The 22,032-nt window shown below is 48.4% G+C and carries 20 protein-coding genes; all 20 read right to left on the bottom strand.

Features of this window, described 5'->3' with window-relative positions; genetic code table 11:
- Window positions 1–95: 95 nt before the first annotated feature.
- Window positions 96–290 (bottom strand): helix-turn-helix domain-containing protein, encoded by a 195-nt coding sequence (locus tag V6668_RS00375; protein WP_036668438.1) that lies wholly within the window; start codon window positions 288–290, stop codon window positions 96–98.
- Complete coding sequence (folK, locus tag V6668_RS00370) at window positions 251–799, bottom strand: 2-amino-4-hydroxy-6-hydroxymethyldihydropteridine diphosphokinase (protein WP_047844503.1); 549 nt, start codon at window positions 797–799, stop codon at window positions 251–253. The genes V6668_RS00375 and folK overlap by 40 nt, the downstream gene beginning before the upstream one ends.
- A gap of 9 nt (window positions 800–808) precedes the next feature.
- Complete coding sequence (gene folB, locus V6668_RS00365; RefSeq protein ID WP_036606103.1) at window positions 809–1,171, bottom strand: dihydroneopterin aldolase; 363 nt, start codon at window positions 1,169–1,171, stop codon at window positions 809–811.
- A gap of 116 nt (window positions 1,172–1,287) precedes the next feature.
- On the bottom strand, window positions 1,288–2,151 hold the full coding sequence (gene folP, locus V6668_RS00360; protein ID WP_338707459.1) for a dihydropteroate synthase: 864 nt from the start codon (window positions 2,149–2,151) through the stop codon (window positions 1,288–1,290).
- On the bottom strand, window positions 2,148–3,032 hold the full coding sequence (locus V6668_RS00355) for an aminotransferase class IV (protein ID WP_338707458.1): 885 nt from the start codon (window positions 3,030–3,032) through the stop codon (window positions 2,148–2,150). Before V6668_RS00355 ends, folP begins: the two co-directional genes overlap by 4 nt.
- Before the next feature lies 1 nt (window position 3,033).
- Entirely contained in the window at window positions 3,034–3,609 is a 576-nt protein-coding gene (gene pabA, locus V6668_RS00350; protein WP_036606106.1) for an aminodeoxychorismate/anthranilate synthase component II, read from the bottom strand.
- Window positions 3,610–3,684: 75 nt separating this feature from the next.
- Window positions 3,685–5,292: an anthranilate synthase component I family protein gene (locus V6668_RS00345; protein ID WP_338707457.1), complete on the bottom strand. Its 1,608-nt coding sequence runs from the start codon at window positions 5,290–5,292 to the stop codon at window positions 3,685–3,687.
- 140 nt (window positions 5,293–5,432) lie between these two features.
- Window positions 5,433–6,371 (bottom strand): cysteine synthase A, encoded by a 939-nt coding sequence (gene cysK, locus V6668_RS00340; protein WP_036606108.1) that lies wholly within the window; start codon window positions 6,369–6,371, stop codon window positions 5,433–5,435.
- Window positions 6,372–6,716: 345 nt separating this feature from the next.
- On the bottom strand, window positions 6,717–7,667 hold the full coding sequence (locus V6668_RS00335; protein ID WP_338707456.1) for a peptidyl-prolyl cis-trans isomerase: 951 nt from the start codon (window positions 7,665–7,667) through the stop codon (window positions 6,717–6,719).
- Between the two features lie 23 nt (window positions 7,668–7,690).
- On the bottom strand, window positions 7,691–8,611 hold the full coding sequence (gene hslO / locus V6668_RS00330) for an Hsp33 family molecular chaperone HslO (RefSeq protein ID WP_338707454.1): 921 nt from the start codon (window positions 8,609–8,611) through the stop codon (window positions 7,691–7,693).
- Between the two features lie 73 nt (window positions 8,612–8,684).
- Window positions 8,685–9,455 carry a type III pantothenate kinase gene (locus V6668_RS00325; RefSeq protein WP_036606111.1) on the bottom strand — a complete coding sequence of 257 codons (771 nt, stop codon included), beginning with the start codon at window positions 9,453–9,455 and terminating at the stop codon, window positions 8,685–8,687.
- Between the two features lie 6 nt (window positions 9,456–9,461).
- A complete protein-coding gene (gene nadC / locus V6668_RS00320) occupies window positions 9,462–10,328 on the bottom strand; it encodes a carboxylating nicotinate-nucleotide diphosphorylase (RefSeq protein WP_338707453.1) in 867 nt (288 codons plus the stop codon).
- Window positions 10,325–11,965 carry an L-aspartate oxidase gene (gene nadB / locus V6668_RS00315; protein ID WP_338707452.1) on the bottom strand — a complete coding sequence of 547 codons (1,641 nt, stop codon included), beginning with the start codon at window positions 11,963–11,965 and terminating at the stop codon, window positions 10,325–10,327. The genes nadC and nadB overlap by 4 nt, the downstream gene beginning before the upstream one ends.
- A 35-nt stretch (window positions 11,966–12,000) precedes the next feature.
- Entirely contained in the window at window positions 12,001–12,939 is a 939-nt protein-coding gene (gene nadA, locus V6668_RS00310; protein WP_036606114.1) for a quinolinate synthase NadA, read from the bottom strand.
- A 299-nt stretch (window positions 12,940–13,238) separates the two neighbouring features.
- Complete coding sequence (gene ftsH, locus V6668_RS00305) at window positions 13,239–15,284, bottom strand: ATP-dependent zinc metalloprotease FtsH (RefSeq protein WP_036606115.1); 2,046 nt, start codon at window positions 15,282–15,284, stop codon at window positions 13,239–13,241.
- 100 nt (window positions 15,285–15,384) lie between these two features.
- Complete coding sequence (gene hpt / locus V6668_RS00300; protein ID WP_017691352.1) at window positions 15,385–15,924, bottom strand: hypoxanthine phosphoribosyltransferase; 540 nt, start codon at window positions 15,922–15,924, stop codon at window positions 15,385–15,387.
- A 52-nt stretch (window positions 15,925–15,976) separates the two neighbouring features.
- Window positions 15,977–17,416 carry a tRNA lysidine(34) synthetase TilS gene (tilS, locus tag V6668_RS00295; protein WP_076216754.1) on the bottom strand — a complete coding sequence of 480 codons (1,440 nt, stop codon included), beginning with the start codon at window positions 17,414–17,416 and terminating at the stop codon, window positions 15,977–15,979.
- 44 nt (window positions 17,417–17,460) lie between these two features.
- The gene (locus V6668_RS00290) at window positions 17,461–18,408 is read right to left on the bottom strand and encodes a serine/threonine protein kinase (RefSeq protein ID WP_036668459.1); all 948 of its coding nucleotides are present in this window, start codon (window positions 18,406–18,408) and stop codon (window positions 17,461–17,463) included.
- On the bottom strand, window positions 18,392–19,144 hold the full coding sequence (locus V6668_RS00285) for a VWA domain-containing protein (RefSeq protein WP_036668461.1): 753 nt from the start codon (window positions 19,142–19,144) through the stop codon (window positions 18,392–18,394). The genes V6668_RS00290 and V6668_RS00285 overlap by 17 nt, the downstream gene beginning before the upstream one ends.
- An 85-nt stretch (window positions 19,145–19,229) precedes the next feature.
- The gene (spoIIE, locus tag V6668_RS00280; protein ID WP_179088724.1) at window positions 19,230–21,737 is read right to left on the bottom strand and encodes a stage II sporulation protein E; all 2,508 of its coding nucleotides are present in this window, start codon (window positions 21,735–21,737) and stop codon (window positions 19,230–19,232) included.
- Window positions 21,738–22,032 lie beyond the last annotated feature (295 nt).

Below are 22,032 nucleotides of genomic sequence, written 5' to 3'. Positions count from 1 at the left end.
GTAGTCGTTCCACTCCTTTTTTAATTCTGTATATATCACGATATAAAGTTCGATCGGTGTCTTGGTTGTTGTAACATGGCGAGACCGAAACGGTCCTAGTTGCCCCGCAACTCCTCGATACTGATTGCCAGCACACCAGCAATTCGATCGAGCTCTTGCTGTGATACCTTACGGTTTCCCCGTTCAATGGTTCCCAGAATGGCCAGCGAGATGCCGGTCTCGGCCGCAAGTTCATGTTGTGTTAAACCTTTCAGCTTCCGGAATGCCCGGATTCGGTTGGCCAATTGCATGTTTTCCAAAGCTGTATTCCATCCTTTCCATCCAGTACAGACAACGATGAGTGTACAAAGGTATACAAACCTGAAATCTCGCCCTCCGGTACGATATCCGACAGTGGGACCAGCACAAAAGCCCGTTCTCCCATACGAGGATGAGGCAATTGAAGCAATTCGGTATCTCGCGTCTCACCGTGCATCCAGAGCAGATCCAGATCAACAGTGCGCGGTCCCCAGCGAATATCACGAACACGACCGAGACGGTTCTCGATATCCAATAATTCCGTGAGCAACTGCTCAGGTGTCAGCATCGCCTGTACGGCGACTGCCATATTCAGAAATGCAGGCTGATCTACATATCCCACAGGCTCCGTCTCATATAGTGCAGAACAACGCAGAACGGATATATGAGGGTGTTCATCCAGCAAAGACAATGCTTCAAACAGCGTCTGTTCCCGGTCACCCAAATTGGCCCCTAAAGCAATATAAGCCTCTGAAGATTCAGAGGTCGAATGTGCAATCATGATCGGTTCTCACTTTCTTGTGCGGCGAAGCTCTACCGTTACGCCCTCAAAATGAATATCGAATGGCGGATGTGGCTTCGTCACCTTGACTGTCAATGCATTGATAATAGTATAAGTGTCTAGTAAAGAAGATGCAATATGTTCGCCCAAAGCTTCAATTAACTGGAATGACTTATTCTCTACAATCTGTTTTACCAGCTCATGGATCTCCGCATAATTAATCGTTTTGGTCAGATCATCGTTACGTCCGGCCTCACCCAGGTCCATATCAATCTCCAGATCAATATAGTACCGCTGCCCAAGCTTCCGTTCTTCTGCAAAAACACCATGATATCCGTAATACTCCATACGATGCAATACCATTCTATCCATACGATCCGCCTACCCTCTATATATATTGAAATTTTAATCTATTTGAAGTTATGCCTTAGCTTCGCCTTTGAAAAACGCTGCGCTTCCACTGGACGGGTCATTCGGACCCGCCAACATTATTTCCTCCGTATACCCGGAGAAGCATACAACATGGCATCACACATGTCTGCCGTCCGCCGAATCGGTTTCACATCATGAACCCGAACCATTTGGCAGCCTTGGGAGATGCCAAATGCAACGGTCGCAGCCGTTCCTTCCAGCGCATCATCCGCCCCGACATCCAGGGTGTTCTGGATGAATCTTTTGCGTGAGGTGGCTAGCAGAACGGGATATCCCATTTCATTGAGCAAACCGAGCGATGACATGAGCTTCAGATTTTCTCCGAGCTCCTTCACAAAACCGATACCCGGGTCCAGGATAATTTGCTCTGCTTTCACGCCCGCTGTTAATGCAATCTGTATGCTCTCCTGCAAATCGCTCACGACATCACTCAGATAATCGGTGTAATTCCGATCCTGCCGATTATGCATCAGAATGATGGGACACCCCAGCTCTGCTGCCGTGCGGGCCATATCTGGATCTGCCTTGGCACCCCACACATCATTAATAATATGAGCACCTGCCAGAATAGCCTGACGTGCAACCTCGGCCTTATACGTGTCTACCGATATCGGAATGTGCGGGGCTTGCTGATGCAATGCTTCAATAACCGGAATAATCCGGCTAAGCTCTTCATCGGCGCCCACGACATCTGAACCTGGACGGGTGGACTCCCCGCCGATATCAATCAGGTCCGCCCCGTCCTCCATCATCTGCTTGGCATGCGCAACTGCCCGCTCCACGTTGGTATAACGTCCGCCATCTGAAAATGAGTCAGGCGTGACGTTAAGAATGCCCATGATCTGTGTTCTTGTACCCAGCTTCAATTCAGCTGGCCCCCATGCATAGTTCCGTTCATAGATGACAGGTGTAAGTGTCATGAAGTATACCCCGCTTTCTGCCGGTACATACCCAGAAGGACTGCTGTAACCGGGCCAATATGTCCGTTGCTAATTATCGTTTCGGCTCCGTCCTGATCCCGCAGAGTTGTCACCGGAACCAGTTCGGCCACCGAGCCGGTTAGAAATATTTCATCTGCTTGCAGGAGTTCTTCCCAGGAAGCTAACGTTTCTATGCAGGGGATTCCTTGCTGCAAGGCAATCTCCAGTACCAAAGCTCTCGTGATACCCGGCAGAATGCCCGTTGAGAGTGCTGGCGTGTAAAGCACATTTTCCCGTACCCAAAACACATTGCTGACAATACCCTCAGCGACATGCCCATCCCGGGTTAATTGTAACCCTTCCGCACCCAGCACATGCTGCCCGTATCCATTAAGCTCCCGTTTCGCTAGAATGCTGTTCATATAATGTAGCGACTTGAACCGAACTTCTCCTTCGGGCGTGTTGCGAGGTGTAGACAACCGTTGGAGCATTTTGCCGCTCTCATATAAAGAAGGAGAAGGTTCAGGTAATGCTTTTGCCAGTACAATATGATTTGGCTTCGAGTAATCACCAGAAGGTAAGCCTAGCGGTGCTTCACCGGCTGATACCGTATAACGTACATACGCATCCCGAAGTCCGTTCGCATTCATCAGACGTTCAATCCAATCTGTCACCTCTGCCACGGTCGTTGTAAAAGGAATGCCAAGTTCCTTACACCCCGAGGCCATGCGCTCCAGATGCCGTTCCAAAAGATAGGGGACACCTTGATACGTCCGGAACGTCTCAAACAGTCCAAGTCCGTACAAAAAGCCGTGATCCGTTACAGGAACCACGGCCGCCGCCATATTGACCAACTCTCCGTTTATCGCGGCATATTGCATGTTATACCTTCACTTGTTGGGACAAAAAGTTACGAAGCATCTGATGACCATGGTCTGTAATAATGGATTCCGGGTGGAACTGAACACCTTCAATCGCATATTCTTTGTGGCGCAGACCCATAATCTCGCCTTCAGCTGTCTCCGCTGTAATCTCCAGGCAGTCAGGCAAGCTGCTGCGCTCGACAATCAGGGAGTGATAACGGGTAGCTGTGAATGGAGATGGCAATCCGGCAAATACCGATGTCCCATTGTGGTGCATCTCGGATGTTTTGCCGTGCATCATGCGCTCCGCACGAATGACATTGCCACCAAACGCTTGTCCAATGGACTGATGCCCCAGACAAACACCAAAGATCGGAATGCTTCCCTTGAAATGATCAATGACTGCCAAGCTAATGCCTGCTTCATTCGGTGTACACGGGCCCGGAGAGATCAGAATATGATCAGGTGCTAGTGCCTCTATGCCTGCCAGATCAATCTCGTCGTTGCGGCGAACTTCCACCGTCTCACCCAGTTCACCCAGATATTGAACCAGGTTGTACGTGAAGGAATCGTAATTATCGATAACCAGTATCATATGCCTGCTCCTCCTCATCTTCCGTCAATGCAAGTGACGGTTGCTTCGTTTTATTTTATTTTAGTTTAGTTTAGTTTAGTTAACAGCTTCTGTTCTTTTCGCTTGTTCTTGTTCAATAGCTCTGCTTGCTTCCGCCTCTTCGCTGTAATTCACAGCTCTCATCATGGCTCTTGCCTTGTTGCGGCATTCCTTGTATTCCCGATATGGATCGGAATCAATAACAATCCCTGCCCCGGCCTGTACATAACCAATACCGTCCTTAATGGCAAGTGTACGAATGACGATGTTCAATTCCATATTTCCACTGTAATCCATCCACCCGATGGAACCCGTATAAGGCCCACGCCGCACAGGCTCAAGTTCCTCGATAATCTCCATGGTGCGGACTTTCGGCGCTCCGGTAATCGTTCCACCCGGGAATGTCGCAGCGATCACATCAAATACGGATAACCCTTCTGCCAGCCTGCCTTCCACCTGGGAAACGAGATGCATGACATGGGAATACTTCTCGATGGTCATCAATTCAGGCACATGAACCGAACCGTAGGCTGCAATCCGTCCGATATCATTACGTTCCAGATCAACGAGCATAATATGCTCCGCCCGTTCCTTCTCACTGCTGAGCAGTTCATCCGCCATAGCTTCATCCTCTGCTTTATCCCGGCCCCTTCTTCGGGTCCCTGCGATGGGACGTGCACTGACTTTGCCATTCTCCACTTTGACCAGAAGTTCGGGAGAACCACTTACCAGTTGAAAGTCTGGACTACGCAGCATACCCATATATGGTGATGGATTCACAAGGCGCAGCCATTCATAAATATGCTCAGCGCTCGAATGAAGACGCTTTTCCTGTCTTAAGGACAGATTCACCTGGAACACATCGCCCTGCCTGATATATTCCTGTACCGTACGCACAGCTTGTTCAAAGTCCTCCTGGGGAAAGGAGGTTTCCCATCCTTCCGATTCCCTTTCCGCATCTTCAGGCTGCGGGGTACGATTGACCTGCTTGTTGCGGCGTTCCAGTGCCTGTTGTTGTTCCTCAGCCTGTGCAGCCCCCATAATATGAAGCCAACGTTTCTGCATCGCTGTCGCTCGTGCTTCTGCCGCTGAATATAGACTACGGATATCCGTTTCGTTCCGGTTAGGCTCTATAGCCAGATGAACCATGCAGAAAAGTGCCTGCTGCTCATGGTCATACGCCCATATTTCTTCAAAGCGCATCCACCAATAATCCGGTAGAGCCGGATTATCTTCAGCCAAGACTGGAAGCTTCTCCAATGATCTTGCTACATCGTAGCTGAGATAACCTGCGTATCCACCCCCAAAGTCTGGAGCCCCATTAACCTTGGGTGCGTTATATGGGGCAGTCCATCTCTTCAATACATCAAGCGGCTTACCGCTGTCCGTCGAGGTGGTTCCTTGCGTCACATCATGAATAACCGATTCTTGACCTTTACCGGAAATAACGGATACGGGGTCTAACCCCAGAAATGTATATCTCCCGCCTTTGCCATTCTCCAGCACAATTGCGTATGGTGACGCCTGCTCCCAGGCTGCCTCCCACGATAACGGTAAACCGCCATGATACGGTCCCTCATCCGACTTTGTGATATAGGGCATCATGGTCCAGTTTTGTTCAGCCCACTCCATCCAGTCGGCGTATGTTGTCATCAGGTGTGTCATTGCGGTGTGCCGCCCTCCATCTGTCGCTAGTTCTATTGTCTGATAGTATACTAAAGCGTCGCCCCTTTTAAAAGCATTACGCCAAAAATCCTCCTTACCCGTCATACGGGCAAGGAGGATTGGTTTTGTCATTTGTAGACTTAGCCTTCGAAGTTGTAAAGAGGTGTGCTGAGGTAACGTTCGCCGTTACTTGGCACGATTACGACCACGCGCTTGCCTTCACCCAACTGTTTCGCAACCTGAAGACCTGCACGGATCGCCGCACCGGAAGAAATACCGGACAGAATGCCCTCTTCCTTCGCTACCTGACGAGCCGTCTCGAATGCATCATCATTCTCAATGTGAATGATCTCATCATAGATTTCCTGATCCAGAATCTCAGGGATAAAGTTGGCGCCAATCCCCTGGATCTTATGTGGTCCTGGTTTGCCGCCCGCCAGAATTGGCGAAGCTGCTGGCTCAACTGCAACAATTTTAATACCAGAGAAAGCTTCTTTCAGCACTTCCCCTACACCTGTAATTGTTCCACCTGTACCGATTCCTGCAACGAAAGCATCCAACGTACCGCCTACAGATTGAATTGCTTCAACAATCTCAGGGCCAGTCGTTTCACGGTGGATCTTCACGTTGGCTTTATTTTTAAATTGCTCAGCCATGAAATAGGATGGGTTTTCTTTCAGCAGTTCTTCGGCTTTTTTAACAGCACCATTCATACCTTCAGCTCCAGGTGTAAGCACAAGCTCAGCACCATACGCACGAAGCAAGTTACGACGCTCCAAGCTCATCGTCTCAGGCATTACAATAACGGACTTGTAGCCTTTGGCTGCAGCCACCATCGCGAGTCCAATTCCCGTGTTACCACTTGTTGCTTCAATAATGGTATCACCTGGTTTTAGCTTGCCTTCTTTTTCCGCTTCTTCCACAATGCTAATTGCGATACGGTCTTTCACGCTTGAACCTGGATTCTGGTACTCCAGCTTCACGAATACTTCAGCACTGCCTTCAGGTACGATACGGTTCAGACGAACAAGCGGAGTACCTCCGATGAGTTCTGTTACGTTATTAACTACTTTAGCCATATGAATGCCCTCCTTAGTGGATGAATAAAACTTGAGTCCTGTTAACCTATACTGTGCGGCCGATAGCCTCTAGCTGTTATAGAAGAACTGCGGAAATCCTGTTGATCCTATCCCTTACTGCTAAGATTTCTAGACAGGGCGGAGGTTTCCGAAAGTTTCTTTGTTCATAAATAAATCTTTTATATCCGAGTAAACGAGTAGGTATTTATTATTTTTATCTTATCAACGTTAACCCTTATTGTCAATATGAGTACTCAAAAAAAATACTCTGCCTTTGGCCCTAAGACCGCAGACAGAGTATTTTTATCAAGATGCAGCAGTACGAGACAATATTTTCCATTGCATTCAGGAGGCAGGAATCTCGGACAGGATTACGGCTTCATACTTGTTACGCAGCATTTGCTCTACCTGCGGCAACGGATCAGCCTGACTCAGAGCCAGTTCCATTCGAATCTCCTCACGGACTTCTTCGGCAGATTGCACCTGGCGTTCTTCTTTATCATTAAGTCTGATAATAACATAACCTTCTTCCACTCGAACCGGTCCGGCAATATCGCCTACATCCAGCCCGGCAGCAAGTTGAAGGATTTCTTCTGACTGGAATGGATCATTCCGCTCAATCCATCCCAGCCTGCCACCAGCATCACGAGAGAAGCTGTCTGTCGATTGCTTGCGAGCAGCTTCTTCAAAGTCTTCCCCCTTCTCCAACGCATCTAGTAAGGAATCGGCTTCCTCTTCTTCCTTCACTACGATGATGGATAAGTCATATTTCTCGGGGGAAACGTAATCCTCACGGTGTTCAGTCCAGTAATGCTCAATATCTGCATCCTTGATCTGTATGCCGATCGTTGCGATTTTCTCAAGCAGCAGCCTGTAACCGGCTTCCAACTCAAGCTCCTGTTTCGACAGACCCAATTGGGACTTCATTTCGTCAAAATATGATTTCTCTGAATCGTACCCATCCATCGCGGCGGCAAGTTCTCTTGCAATCTCTTGGGGAGTGACGATCAGCTTGCGTTCAATTGCTTCGGCAAATACTGCTTTACGGTTTAACATCTGGAGTAATAACTCGCTGCCATAGCGTTTTTTCAGCGCATCGGTCCACTCTTTGTCCGTGATAACTTCTCCGTTGATCGTCGCTACGGTGCTTCCTTCTTCCGTATTGGCATCATGAGACGCATCTGCCTCGTCTTTGCCCTGTCTGAGACCATGCATAGCCATCACACTACCCATGACCAGCATACCTAGCGTCAAGACAATTACAGCCGTCCACAACCCTTTTTCCTGTCTTGTCATTCCGCATCCCGTCCCCGCATAGATCAGTTCTTGGCTTGCTCTAGGATGGTCTCAAGTTGTTCTTTGTTAAAGTCATAGGCTTCATTACAGAATTGGCAGACCACTTCAGCCTGGCCCTCTTCTTCAATTAATTGCTCCATCTCCGTTTGGCCCAGGCTGATTAGTGTCTTCTCTACCCGCTCACGTGAACACTCACAGCTAAAATGAATATCCAATCCTTCCATCACTTGTACATCTGGCAACAATCGGCGAAGCAACTCTTCCAATTCAAGTCCCTGCTCCAGCAACGTCGTCACTGGCGGCAACGTACTAATGGCGTTTTCGATCGCCGTGATCTCTGGATCTGTCAATCCCGGCAACAGCTGCATAATGAATCCACCTGAGACAATAACGGAATTATCCGTATCAACGAGCACACCAACACCTACAGCAGAAGGGGTTTGCTCCGATTGAGCAAAGTAGTACGTGAAGTCTTCGCCCAGTTCTCCTGAAATAATAGGCACACTGCCACGATATGGCTCTTTCAGCCCCAAATCCTTCGTTATGTTGATGAAACCTTCCGTTCCAACTGCGCCTGCAACGTCCAGTTTACCCATACTATTACTTGGCAAATGTACATGCGGATTAGAAACATATCCTCGTACTTCGCCTTTCGCATTGGCATCAGCTACAATCTGTCCAATGGGCCCATCACCGTTGACTTGTATCGTTAACTTCTCTTCACCTTTGAGCATTGCACCCATAATGGCTGCTGTTGTAACCGTACGCCCCATGGCTGCTGTAGCCGTGGGAAACGTATCGTGTCTTCTGCGTAGTTCCTCAACCAGTTCCGTAGTCTGGATAGCAAAGGCTCTTACCTTTCCATTCATTGCTGTACCACGAATTAACCGGTCATGCTTGTTGTTGTTTTCCAAGTCATTCAGCCTCCTTTGGCGTATCGCCATAATAGTCGTAACACAGAAAAAACGGCACAACACTTAAGCTGTAATCTCAGCCCGCTGTATGCCGTCACTATGCTCACCTTTCCCGGTTCCGCTCATATATAATACGCAGCCCTTCAAGCGTAAGCAGCGGATCAACTTCCTCTATACTACGGGTTTCTTCTGCGATAAGTGTAGCGAGACCACCCGTCGCGATGACTCGGGGCTTCGCTCCCATCTCCTCGCGAATACGTTCTACAATACCATCTACCTGCCCTGCATAGCCATATATAATACCTGCTTGCATGGCATGAATAGTATTACGGCCAATAACCTTTTTAGGTTTCTCCAGCTCTATACGAGGCAACTTGGATGCCCGCTCATAGAGCGCTTCAGTGGCGATCTGAATGCCAGGTACAATAGCTCCCCCCAGATAGTGGCCTTTCTCGTCAATACAGTCAAAAGTCGTTGCGGTACCGAAATCGACCACGACGAGAGGGCCGCCATACTTCTCAACGGCTGCCACTGCATTAACAATACGATCTGCACCCACTTCACGAGGGTTCTCGTATCGCAGATTCAAGCCAGTTTTGATACCAGGCCCAACGAGCAAAGCTTTTTTGCCTACATACTTCTCACACATCGCTTCGATTACATTCACCAGTGGCGGAACCACAGATGAGATGATGACACCTTCGATGTCACTTGCCCTGATGCCGGACATATGAAATAAATTATAAATCAATACGCCGTATTCATCCACTGTTGACTGACGTGATGTACTCAGACGAAAGTGGTGCAGCAATTCCCGGCCTTGATATACGCCGAGCACCATATTGCTGTTCCCCACGTCTACAACTAGAATCAAAGAGGTTCACCCCTCTTTCTTTTCATTTAAATCCAGACTAATATCCAGGCTCTCAAAGGAATAGGTTAACCTGCCAACCGAAATTACATCCACACCACTCTCTGCAATACCACGAATGGTCTGAAGAGACACGTTACCGGATGCTTCAACCTTCACATGAGGAGCCTGTTCACGAATAAGTTCAACCGCTTCACGCATCCGCTCTGGATGCATGTTATCCAGCATAATGATATCTGCCCCGGCTTGCAAGGCTTCTCTCACCTGCTCCAGATTTTCAGTCTCCACTTCAATCGTCATCGTATGTGGGATAACGGTTCGCGCACGCTGTACCGCCTCGGTGATTCCGCCTGCACCCTTGATGTGGTTATCCTTAATCATAACGGCATCGTACAGTCCAAATCGATGATTCGCTCCGCCACCCACGCGCACTGCGTATTTCTCAAGTAGTCGGTGGCCCGGCGTTGTCTTACGTGTATCCACGAGCCTGGTCTCAAGACCATCCAGCACATCCACGTAGGCACGCGTACGCGTAGCTATTCCGGACATACGTTGCAGCAAGTTAAGTGCCAGTCGTTCCCCCGTAAGCAGTGAATGTGTACTTCCCTCTACCTCAGCCAAAATTGTGCCATGGCTAACCTTGTCTCCGTCTGTTACCTTCGGTGTAAATACAAGATCAGGATCAACGACCTGGAATACAAGTTCAGCTACGGTCATGCCTGCAATAATACCATTGTCTTTGGCGTGTATAATGGCCTTGGATTGGTTGCCTGCCGGGATCGTCACACTCGTTGTAACGTCACCTGCACCAACATCTTCACGAAGCCAGTTTTTGATCGATTCGATAAGCCCTTCATTATATCCATTCAGTATCATGACATCAATTCCTCCACAATCGCTTGTTCTCGCTGTTGCAGACTATGCTTCTGCCACACGATATCATCACGCGCCGGGAAATCCTCTCGATAGTGAGCCCCCCGACTCTCCTCGCGGTGTAATGCCCCGCTGGTAACTAACCAGGCACAGGTCAGAAGGTTGGCATACTCCAGCTCTTCCTTATGCGTGAGTGTCTGATCAAAAAATTGCAATTCCTGTTGCAGCTTGTCCATGGCCTTCTGCAGGTCCTCACCATTCCGGCGCAAGCCTACCTGACGAACCATCATTTTCTGTAGTCGTAAACGTCTTTCAGATATAGGTTTTTGCTCTTTCATGATCTTGCTATTCATGTTATTCATGTCCACAGATGAAGGCTTAGCCCCTCTTGCTTGTAATAAACCAAGCGGAGGGAGAGATTGAATACGATCAACAATTCTCCGCCCAAATACAATCGCTTCTGATAAAGAATTGCTTGCCAGGCGGTTGGCTCCATGCACTCCTGTAGAAGACACCTCGCCACAAGCAAATAATCGGGAGATGCTGCTCTCTCCACTTAAATCCGTTTTCACTCCACCCATCATGTAATGGGCAGCAGGTGCAACGGGAATCCAGTCCGTTGTCATGTCTAATCCATAACGCATACAAGTCTCATATATGGTAGGGAACCGATGCTTGATCATCTCTGGCTGTTCATGTGTAATGTCCAAGTACACAAAGGTACTGTTGGTGGACTCCATCTCACTAACAATCGCTCGTGCCACGATATCTCGTGGGGCCAGTTCAAGCTGGGCATGATAACGATCCATGAAGCGCTCACCCTTCACATTGCGCAAATATGCTCCTTCGCCGCGTACGGCTTCTGACACAAGGAAACGCGGGGCCCCAGGGTAACATAGAGAGGTGGGGTGGAATTGGATAAATTCCATGTCACGAACAATAGCCCCAGCCCGATAAGCCATGGCTACACCATCGGCAGTAGCTACATCCGGATTCGTCGTGTATCGGTACAGTTGTCCTGCCCCACCAGAACAAAGAACGGTTGCCTGTGCCTTCACGAACACTTGCGATCCGTCATCCTTCTGAACCAGAGCGCCAATGCATTCCCCTCGATCTCGATCCGTAATTAGGTCAACAACAAAATGCTCATCCCAAACTTCAATCCCGGGATGCTCATTCACTTCAACAGCAAGCGCACGTACAATCTCATATCCTGTTGCATCTCCGTTAGCATGCAAAATACGGCGGTGGCTATGCGCACCTTCCTGCGTCAACGCCAACTCGCCGTTCTCCAGATCAAATAAAGTACCCAAACGAATCAGTTCCTTCACTCCGTCCGGCCCCTCATTCACCAATACCTCTACCGCTTCGGAGCGGCATAAGCCCGCTCCTGCTACAAGTGTGTCCTGCAAGTGGTAAGCAGGCGAATCATCCTCAGCAATAACCGCAGCGATGCCTCCCTGCGCATATCTGGTGTTACTTTCAAGTAATGACTTCTTTGTGATCATTAATACACGTTGTTGTTCGCTTGCCTTAATGGCAGTAAACAAACCAGCAATCCCTGAGCCTATAACCAGTACATCCGTCTCTACCATGGGTAGCGCAGACAGATCGAAATCAACTAAATATTGCGGTATCATGTTATTCACCTGTCTTGGAGCAAGAGTAGCGCATCCTACTTTACCAACAACATGCGCTCTAGCGATTCTCTGGCTTTGTCGGCAACGGCCGGTGGCACGTAGATTTGCGGCTTCATCGTTTCCAGGCATTTCACCAGTTTCTTCAAGTTGTTCACCTTCATGTTGGGACATACGAGGAACTTGGTAGCAAAGTGGAACTGTTTATCCGGACTATCCAGACGAAGCTGATATCCTGTACCATCTTCGGTACCTACGATAAATTCCTTCGCTGATGAATTTTTGCAATACTCCAGAATAGCTGTTGTGCTGCCTACAAAATCACCCATTTCTACAACCTCAGGGCGACACTCTGGATGGACAACAAACTCCGCATTGGGATGCTTGGCTCTCATCTCCACCACATCTTTGACTGTAAGCATATCGTGAGTGTTGCAGTAGCCTTCCCAGATAATCATTTTCTTGTCTGTATGCTGCTGCACATAATGTCCCAGGTTTTTATCCGGTACCCAGATAATTTCGTCGGAATCCACCGATTGAATAACCCGGACTGCGTTCGCTGATGTACAACAGATGTCAGTCTCTGCTTTGATCTCAGCCGAGGAATTGATATACGTAACCACCTTGGCATTAGGATGTTGTGCTTTCAATTTGCGTAGTCCATCCACATTCACCATATCTGCCATTGGGCAGCCCGCACGTTCGTCCGGGATAATAACTGTTTTATTTGGCGCAAGAATTTTAGCGCTTTCACCCATAAAATGAACACCACAGAAAACGATCACATCCGCATCTGTCTGTGCTGCCTTCTGGGCTAACAGAAACGAATCTCCACGGAAGTCGGCAACCTCCTGTACTTCGTCACGTTGATAATAATGGGCAAGAATAATGGCATTACGTTCCTTCTTCAACACCATAAGCCGCTCACGCAGCTCGCGGTTCATCTCAGCCTTGCGCTCTAAAGCCAGAGCTTCCACCTGTGATCCTCTCCTTTATCGGGACAGCGTCATGCGCTGTTTCGTGGGCTAACCTAAGTCGTTATCTTCGCTTGAGAAACGAATCACAAGCGGTTTAACAACTAATTTACACAACGTTCACGACTCTGTCAATAAATGAAAAAGGCCCGGGACAGCGCTGTAACCACCTGTTTGCTAACTGGTTCGCCATCTAACTCCCGTTTATCTTTATCTATCCTCTTTTAAAATAATGGATAAAAAAAGAGAGCCCCGAGGGCTCTCTTGATTTCACCTGCTATCATAGCCAGATGTATTGTGCATTAAGACGTTGGCTTAGTTCCGCCATCATCCGGGTTATTGTTATTACCCTTTTCCAGATTTGGAGCTTCGTTTGGGATATCTCCGGCTGGTGGCTCAGGCGTTTCATCTTTACCTTGAATACGAACACGCACATCACCGATGGTGTCGATGATTGGCTCTCCGCCTTCAGTTGGTGTGCCTTCACCATCATTGTCATTCTCTGCTTTTGGAGTCAAAGAACCTGTTTCGATCAATTGCTTGATCTGATCCATTTCCAAAGTCTCAACCTCAAGCAAAGTTTGAGCGATCAGGTGCATCTCTTTTGAATGTTTAACAAGCAAGTCCTTACACTTCTCATAACAGTCATTGATAAAGCGTTGCATTTCCTGATCAATCTCGTAAGCAATGGAATCCGAGTAATTCTGTTCATGACCGATATCCCGACCAAGGAATACCTGTCCTTGTGAACTTCCGAATTGCATAGGTCCCAATTTCTCACTCATACCGTATTCCATAACCATGCTGCGAACAATACCTGTCGCTTGCTGGAAGTCACTGTATGCACCAGTACCAATTTCTCCGATGAACAATTCTTCAGCTACACGACCCCCGAGAAGTCCGGTTACTTTATCCAGCAATTCCTGCTTGGTAACCAGCATACGGTCTTCTTTTGGCAACATGATTACATATCCACCCGCACGTCCGCGCGGAATAATGGTCACTTTATGTACCATATCAGCATGTTCGAGGAAGTATCCAACAATGGTATGACCTGCTTCGTGATAAGCAACGATTCGTTTCTCGCGATCACTGATGACACGGCTTTTCTTCTCCGTACCAACGATGACACGGTCAATCGCTTCGTCAACTTCCTTCATGGAAATATCTTTACGGTTACGACGCGCTGCAAGCAATGCCGCTTCGTTCAAGAGATTCTCCAAATCCGCACCAGAGAAACCTGTTGTACGCTTCGCGATAATATCCATCTTCACATCTTTGGTCAGTGGTTTATTACGGGAATGTACTTTCAGGACAGCTTCACGACCTCTTACATCAGGGCGGTCAACCGTAATTTGACGGTCAAAACGTCCAGGACGCAGCAAGGCAGGGTCCAAAATATCTGCACGGTTCGTTGCGGCAATGATGATAATACCTTCATTAACTCCGAATCCGTCCATCTCAACGAGCAACTGGTTGAGTGTCTGTTCACGCTCATCGTGACCACCACCGAGACCAGCACCACGCTGACGTCCTACAGCATCAATCTCATCGATAAAGATGATACATGGGGCATTTTTCTTCGCATTTTCAAACAAATCACGAACACGTGATGCACCGACACCGACAAACATTTCCACGAAGTCGGAACCTGAAATAGTGAAGAATGGTACACCCGCTTCACCGGCTACGGCACGAGCGAGCAATGTTTTACCGGTACCTGGAGGCCCTACGAGCAATACGCCCTTAGGAATCCGCGCACCTACTGCTGCGAATTTACGAGGGTCCTTGAGGAAGTCTACAACCTCAACAAGTTCCTGTTTCTCTTCGTCAGCACCCGCAACATCTTCAAATGTAACCCGCTTCTTCTCTTCGTTGTAGAGACGAGCACGGCTTTTACCAAAGTTCATTACTTTACCGCCGCCGCCTTGAGCCTGATTAAACAGGAAGAAGAACAGCAGGAACATAATGATCAAAGGAATAAAGGAAGTCAGCAACGTCAACCAGATGCTGTCACCTTTCATTGGCTCCTGATGATATTGGAAATTGTTAGTTTCACTTGCAGCTACAAGCTCACTAATTGCCTCATCCGTAGGAGGAATATACGTTGAGAAATTTTCTGATTTGGCGCCATCAGGTGCCTTCTTGTATTGACCGGTCACGAGATACGTTTGACCGTTGAATTGAACCGTCAATTCAGAGACATTGTTGGCTTTGATCGCTGCACGCAACTGATCATATCTAGGATTATCGGTGGCTTCGCCGCCATTGCTGACGAACTGGACTATCCCCACCACAACTAAAAAAAGAATCAAATAAAAACCAGAATTCCGGATGAACCGATTCATCCCCTACCTCCTCTCGAGACACTTTAATTATTTTAACATAGCCCGACATGGCTTCTCAACAGAAGCCAAGAACAGCTCAAGGCTTGGGTCGGGCAGGATATTAGCTACTATAGACTTCCGGCTTCAAAATCCCGATATAGGGCAGGTTCCGGTACTTCTCCGCAAAATCCAAACCGTAACCAACGATGAACGCGTCAGGAATGTCAAAGCCTGTGTAATGAGCTTCCAACTCAACTTTACGGCCTGAAGGCTTGTCGAACAGCGTAACCACTCGCACCGACTCGGCACCGCGGTTTTCTAGCAGTTCAATCAGATAGCTGAGTGTAAGTCCGCTGTCGATAATATCTTCGACAATCAGAACTTCCCGTCCTTCTACGGATACATCCAGATCCTTAATGATTTTGACAACACCTGATGACTTGGTGGAAGCGCCGTAACTGGATACCGCCATGAAATCCATTTCAACAGGTACCGTTATGTTTTTAACCAAATCAGCCATAAATATAAACGCACCCTTGAGCACACAAATGACCAAAGGATTGCGATTTGCATATTCGGCACTTAGTGTTGCGCCTAATTCCTTGACTTTACTCTGAATTTCTTCTTCACTGATCAATACTTCCTGAATGTCGTTCTGCAACTGTGCGAACCTCCTAAGTTATACTATGAAAGCCTTACCTGAACCATAACCACTACCCCTGAATCGCTGAATCGCCTACAGTCATGTACAGGATTGCGGAAGTGCCCTCCCTGACAGGAGCCACATTGGACCGTCGAACACCCGGTAACCAGATGATATGACCTGCTCCATCACATACCACAGGAATACGTGGACGGACAGATGGGGGGATTTTCTCATCGATGAAAATATTTTTCACCTTTTTGCTTCCGTTTAATCCCATCACTTTCATGGTATCTCCAGGTAACCGTGAACGCACAACCAGCGGCATAAGCAGTTGATCCGCATCAAACGCGGCTTGATCCGCCGATTCCGGTACATGATAGTCCTCGGGACTCACCGTCATCAACCGAATATACCGGTTAATTGGGGTGAGTGAAAGCTCATAAGTTCCACTCCATTGCGCAAGACGATACTCGTAAGATTGATCCTGTACGTCCGTCCGTATGCCAAAAGAAATCAGATTATACTCCCGAGTGCAGGCGAGTGTCTGTCCTATATCCAGGCTCCAGGTCGTCACATGGGTCTCCATGACCTTGCGCCGAATGGTTTCTATACGGGTAAAGTCGACAAAATCACTGTCCAAAGGCAGATAATTCAATATTAGTTTAATCAACCTTCGTTGTAAAGCGACATGTAACTTCAAGAAGGAAGGCACCTCAAAGGTTTGCCTTCCGCCGTTCACCTGCACTAGACACCTGTATGTGTCATATGCACTCTGCTCCATGAAATCGTCTTCATCACCCACAATTTCGGCAAGCCGATTCAATGACGGCGTGAGTTGTCCATTATACTGCCCCAAAAAAGGAAGCACATCCAAGCGAATGGCATTACGCCGATATTTACGCAGGGCGTTGCTCTCATCATTGAAATACATAAAACCCTGGGTATTACAAGCTTCTACAAGGTCTGTCTTGTTTATACGAAGGCATGGACGAATAAGTTCCACATTTTTTTCTCGTCTTTTAAACTTCATTCCTGAGAGTCCCGACAAGCCGGTTCCACGAAGCAAATGAAGCATGACCGTCTCCGCCTGATCATCGGCATGATGTGCCAAAGCGATGCTTGCCGCATTATATTTGGAAGCCACTTCGTGCAAAAAGGCATATCGCTTGTTGCGGGCTGCTTCCTGTGGTCCTTGACCCGTCAACTCCATATATGAAGGTACATCGGCCTTGGTCCATTCAAATGTAATACCAAGCTGCTGTGCCAGTTCCATCATTTTCTCCGCTTCATCATCAGATTCACTCCGGAAGCCATGATGCACGTGGGCACAGATCAATTCAAGTGGCACATGCCGCTTGCTGATCTCGTGCATGATATGCAAAAAAGCTACCGAGTCCGGCCCGCCCGATACTGCGACGACAATCCGATCCCCGGGAACCCATAACTGATGCTCTTCCGCTGCATCCAGCACGTTCTTCACCAGCATGTTCCAGCGTAAAGCCTCCATACCTGTTCCTCATTCCTTGCGTTATGTATATGCACTCTCACAGATCAGAAAAGTAGTGCATAGATGAGCACTCCAATAAGTAATATCACAGATACAGCGAATGCGTTTTTAAGCCAGCGCGGTGTTGTGCTTTTGGAACGACGGCGGAGAGGTGTGGGGCGTGCCATCATTTCCTTCCACCCTTGTGCCGCATGACCTGCATCACGAAACTGACCTCGTAATGCCTGAGTTGTCCAATTGCGAAAAGGACCCAGTCGTTCACTGCGCTCCACCAGTGCTACGAGCTGATTCACACTTCGCAGTTGCGGTAATCCCTCGGCTGCCAGTGCCTTGAGCGCGTCTGCTTCAAGTACATGAATCAACAATAATGCAAATGCAAATACATCATAGGTACCATCTGCCGTACGGCTGCCTGCATTCCAGAAGCCCCGATCATACCATTCGGTGAACTGTTTGACGCTTCGACCAATCGACGTAACTCCGCCGTAGTCGATCAATTCCACCTGCCCATAGTCGGATACCAACACATTCTGAGGTTTGAGATCACCAAACACCCATCCCGCCTGATGCAATTGTGCCAGCTTCTGCAAGAGTCTAAGTCCCACCAGAAGTGTCCAGTCTGTCCCCTGACGCCGAATAAAGTGATGAAGTGCCTCACCTCTAACGTAACGCATCACATAAAAGGGAATATCCCGGCCACGAACGGCATAATCATCCACATCTTTAAGATAGGAAGGAATGCCGCTCTGCCGAAGGGCCTCATGATTACGCTGTAGTTGAAAAGATTTGAGCACATTGACTTCCGATTGCAGATCAACCGGATCAAATCCCATTTTTAGCGCATAGTGTTTGCCATTTTCACCCCGTTGGACAAGAAAAACGATGCCATTAGCTCCTTTGCCCAGTAGCTTCCGAATCGTGTAACGACTGCGATTCCATTTCCCTGTAACCACTGTTCCTGGTGGGAAAGAGGCGTCAGACAACGTTGTCACCGAGCATCCCTTCTCTTTCAATGCGATAGTTCCCTTCTATTTCCTGCTGTTTCTCCAGTGTACCATAACGGTAAAAATCAATCACCTTCTGAATTGCAGGACCTGTCGGCGTTGCACCCTTCATCTGCAACCTTCCAAACAAGGACCGAACACGGCCTGGATCCGTTGTCCAGTCAATATCCATTACCGCATCTTCTCCGCTGTGTCGTCCGGGAAAATGAAATACGGAAAGCTTGCTCTGACCTATACGCGCCTGCAAACTTAACATTAAATCACGAATGCCTTCTTCTACCGCAGCCAGTTTGGGCTTCATGCTGGCACTGACGTCTATTAGCAATATAACTTGTAACGCTGTAGTTTCAGCCATATCATCCATCACTTCCACGACCCGGGCGCGTTGTGCAGGCTCCAGATCGGTTACCGTTTTGGGCTCCTTCTCTCCCAAAATTTGTGTTAACTCTCTATTAACCGCCTGCTGAATGGTCTGAACCACCGTTTTCCTTGTCATCATCTGCATCGTATGGGCAAGCTGACGTGTACCTACAATTTGGCTGATTCCACCTCCAGCTCTGGCAATATCCTCAATCTCCCGGCTACCCAACTCACCAATGGTTCCATAATCAATCACGCCAACCACATTAACCGTAATCCCCTCTTCCAGCGCTTCGGCCGCTGCCAGCACCGGACTTGGTCCTACATTGGAACAACCGTCGGTGATCAATAAGATTTGCTTCATCCGATATCCCTCCGTTATTCGTTACTCTCCAACTCTATGACTAGCATTGCCAGAATGAAGAGACTTCAAACAGAAGAATATGCAATTAACTGACGGTCCGTGGACGCTCCATCCGGTTGATGCCAGGCACACGCAGTGTGGCCCATTCAGGGCGGAAATGCTCTACTTTTCCAACAACGACGGTCATATCATCCAATATCTCATGCTGCTGATATCTTATGACACTTTCAAGCAGGCAATCGGCCAAATCTTGCGGATCATCTGTATCAATCTCTTGAATGAGCCGTTTCATCCATAACTCTTTGTTCACCGCATACCCCGGTGCATCATAGATGCCATCCGTCATCATAATGAGGATATCCCCTGGCTGAAGCTGTACCGTCACCAGATCCACTTCAATATCTTTAATAATACCGATTGGCAAATTGCTGGCCGAAACCTGAATAACCTCCTGGCCTCGTTTGATAAAACTTGGCGTCGATCCGATTTTCATAAACGTGGTCTCTGCCGTATATTCATCAATCAGCGCCATATCCACTGTGGCATACATCTCTTCAGGGGAGCGCAGCATCAGAACGGAGTTCACGGATTTGATCGCCAGTTTCTCGTCCATGCCGGACTGTAGCAACTGTTCCAGTATGTTCAGCGCCGCGCTGCTCTCCATGCGTGCCCGTTCTCCATTGCCCATTCCATCACTGAGCGCCACCGCGAATGTACCGTTGCCTAACTCAACCGTACTGAAGCTGTCGCCTGACATCACATCTCCCCCTTTTGCGGCGGCAGCAACACCCGTGGTAACCTCGAAGGTTTTGGCCGAACCAAACGTGACGGTTGCCAGTCCCTGACGAGGATCGGTCATGGTCTCATGCAAGACGGCAATATGCTCGTCCAGTACATCCGAGATCAGCGGAGCAATCATTTTCCGGCACTCATCGAATCCACGTGTATATGCATGTACAATCTCAATCTCTACATTGCCCGCTTCCAGATTGATGATCTCAATGGAGTGAATGGACAAGCCCAGTGACTCCAGTGCGTCCCGAATCTGCTCCTCCTGCTGTACCATCTCATCACTTTCCCGCTGAATTTCTTTGGCCAGGTCCTCCATGACCTGAGATACACCAGATAATTGCTCTGCAACCAGCTGCCGGCTATCGATAATTTGACGCTTCCACTGCATGTTATGTTGATGCAGTCCATACTGGGCACGCATGACCTCAAGGACCTCTTCCGGTTTCGCACACACCCTGTTCCAGTCGACTGGAATCTGCTTGCCTGAAATCTCGGGGTTTCCTTCAATCGTACTCATCACGTCCGTCATATATTTGTAGGTTTGAATAAACTTCGCATCCCAGCATTGTGTACGCTTGAAGCAGCTTGCACATGTGCCCTCGGCAACCGCATTCATGAAATGGTCCATTCCACCTTCTTTCTGTACCTGCTCCCCTGCACCGGACATCTGATCAAAGCTACGTGACAATTGACGGAATACCTGTGAGAACCGGGTTACCCGTTCTGCCGTGATATCCCGTATCCGTTTGGCATACTCATGCTGCGATTTGGTATGATCCTGCGTACCCGGTACATATTTGGATATCGCCGTCATCAGGCTTTTAGGTGTTAACATGAATAGTACGATAGCTGCACACGTCTCCCATAATGAGTTCATCACATCGCCCGGTCCGCCCAGATATATGGATAGAATGGACGAACCCAGTAGCATGCCCAGTGCAACCGCCGCACGTTTGCCTTCTCGAAGCATACCCGCCAGCATCCCGGCAAAAGCAAGCAGGCTCATCTGATACACCGCTGACATGTCAGCCAGACTAAGAATCAAGCCGGTAATGACCCCAACTGAGGCTCCAAGGGGGGCTCCGCCCACCAGCGCAAAGATTAATATGAGATAACGGGAGAGCATATGCTCGACGGATAAAGACTGAATGGTCCACCCTACGGCTCCCGTCATAACGGAAGCGAGCAATATGATCAGGCAGAGGATCTCCTCGTTCTTTAGGCTGAATTTTTTTTTGCGGTAGGTGAAGATCGGTATGGCTTGTATAAAAACTAGGGTGAGCACGAAACTTAATACCGAATCCATCGTGAGCATCAGCATCGCGTACCAGCTGAAGGATGGTCCAATCACAACCGCGAATAACTTGACCATAAATGTAGTCGTAAACACCATCGTTGGTGCATAAGATAACTCAGCACGATCATATGACTCCAGACCGCGGAAGAGCAGATAAAAGATGGCGATCTCCGATGCAACAATGAGTGGTACTGGAAACGGTGCAAAGAGACTACCTGCGAGTAGAGCGGCGCCTACCGGAATGATGTAATCCCTGCGCATGAAAGCAATTACAGCGAAGTAAGCAATGGCAAAGGGAGATAACTCATTCAGGATCATTGCCTTTCCGAGCAGGAACCCCATAAACGTAAGCAGCAGTACCCATTTGCGGGAAGCAACCATCTGGACAGCCTTGCGGGAGCCAAGCCATTGTTTCAGACGTACCGACAGCTCCTCCCGAGCTTCCGTACCTCCTTTACCTGCTTTCATTCCCGGAAATTGAATGACATTCCACTTTTCCATCATCCTCAAGGCACCCCATTCGATTAATTTGAATTTTCGTGTTTCGTTCTCGATGGTTCTGATTATAGATAGATTAGAAGACGTAGTTTGTCAGAATAGGTGGGCAGGGTCCAAAAAGTTTACGACAAAAGAAACAAGCTTGGCGCGGTGGAGCGAAACCCCGGCCTTATTGTGGTTTCATTCATTCTCCTACTTGATTCCGACAATCGGAATGTCTGATTTTGAACCGGATATGGTTTGGTCTCGCCACCATTTGAGCAGGATAACTGTGGAATGCCACGGAAACCTGTCGGTAAAA

Origin of the sequence: Paenibacillus amylolyticus, from assembly GCF_036894225.1 — a bacterium.
In the GTDB taxonomy this organism is placed as follows: Bacteria; Bacillota; Bacilli; order Paenibacillales; family Paenibacillaceae; genus Paenibacillus; species Paenibacillus amylolyticus.
This window is presented reverse-complemented; position numbering and strand designations above follow the sequence as displayed.